The organism is Actinoplanes sp. NPDC048791 (assembly GCF_040650095.1).
Classification (GTDB): Bacteria; Actinomycetota; Actinomycetes; order Mycobacteriales; family Micromonosporaceae; genus Actinoplanes.
In genome coordinates this window covers 1-1,286 of the sequence record NZ_JBEZGQ010001611.1, presented here as the reverse complement: position 1 = coordinate 1,286, position 1,286 = coordinate 1, and the positions used below count along the sequence as shown (strand labels likewise).

Here is a 1,286-nt window from a genome sequence, read left to right as displayed (position 1 = left end):
GCCCGGTGCCGGGCCCGGTCCACGGTCAGGTCGCCCCGGCGGACCAGCGGCGGCGCCGAGGGGGTACGGCGGGCCAGCGCCCGGACCCGCGCGACAAGCTCGGGGAAGGCGAACGGCTTCCCGAGATAGTCATCGGCGCCCAGCTCAAGACCGTCGACCCGGTCGCCGACGGTGGTGGCCGCCGTCAGCAGCAGGATCCGGGCACCGCCGCCGGTGGCCAGCGACCGGCACACCTGGTCGCCGTGCACCACGGGCAGGTCCCGGTCGAGCACGATCACGTCGTAGTCCGTGCCGGCGGCACCACCGAGCGCCGCGGCACCGTCGTGCACCACGTCGACCGCCATCCCCGCGTCGCGCAGCCCCTCGCCGATCCGGGCGGCCAGCGTGACGTGGTCCTCGACCACCAGCACGCGCATGCCGACATTGTGCTCCCCGGGACATGACATCGGTCCGACAGCGCGCGTAGCGCTGGTGTCATCACCGGGCCGGTAGACCTGTCGGCGTCCTGCGGAACCGACGAACGGGGTTTGTGATGAAGCGCTACCGGGTGGCCGCCGTGGTCAGTGCCGCGCTGGTCCTTCTCGGCACGGCCGGCGCGTGCAGCGACGAGCCGGCCACGCCCACCGTGCCGCGGCTGGCTGTCAGCGGCAGTGCCGGCATCGGCCAGGAAACGGGTGAACAAAGGAATCCCAACGCGGTCGGCGGTGACAGCAGCGCCGGGCGCCGGGCCCGGCTGCACGCCGCGGCGCAGTGCATCCGGGAGCACGGCGTACCCGGATACCCCGATCCGCTGCTGACCGCGGACGGCTACGTCTACACCGACGAGGTCGGCCTGCGTGAACTCGAAGAGAAGGAGATGACGGCCATCGACACCGCCTGCGGTGAGCTCATGCGGGCGGCGCAGTTCTCGATGAAGGGCCAGGGTCCGCCACCGCCGAAGGTGGTCCAGGCGGGCGTCAAGTCGGCCCAGTGCATGCGGGCGAACGGGCTGCCGGACTACAAGGACCCGACGGTGGACAGCCCGTTCGTCCCGGGCAAGGGCTTCGGCCTGGACCCGTCCTCCATCCCCGCCGCGGGCAAGGAGGACCCGGCCGTGCGGCGGGCCCTGGGCGCTTGCCGGGCCGTCCTGGACGCGGAGGCTGCCTTGTCGAGCCTGGGAAACCTCGGCAATGCGTAGGCGGGCCGTGCTGACCGGGGCTGCGCTGGCGGTCGCCGGGACCGCGGGAGCCGGCTGGTGGCTGCGGGACGCGCCGGCGGCGCCGGCCGCGGCCGGGGTGCCGACCGGC

General features: G+C 74.0%; 2 protein-coding genes. One reads left to right on the top strand and one right to left on the bottom strand.

From position 1 onward, the window contains the following. The coding region (locus tag AB0C29_RS48960) for a response regulator transcription factor (RefSeq protein ID WP_360835299.1) at positions 1-416 on the bottom strand (416 nt) is incomplete at its 3' end. A gap of 116 nt (positions 417-532) precedes the next feature. On the opposite strand from AB0C29_RS48960, the gene AB0C29_RS48955 reads away from it, so the two are divergent. Beyond that, positions 533-1,177 (top strand): hypothetical protein, encoded by a 645-nt coding sequence (locus AB0C29_RS48955; RefSeq protein WP_360835297.1) that lies wholly within the window; start codon positions 533-535, stop codon positions 1,175-1,177. Positions 1,178-1,286: the final 109 nt, after the last annotated feature.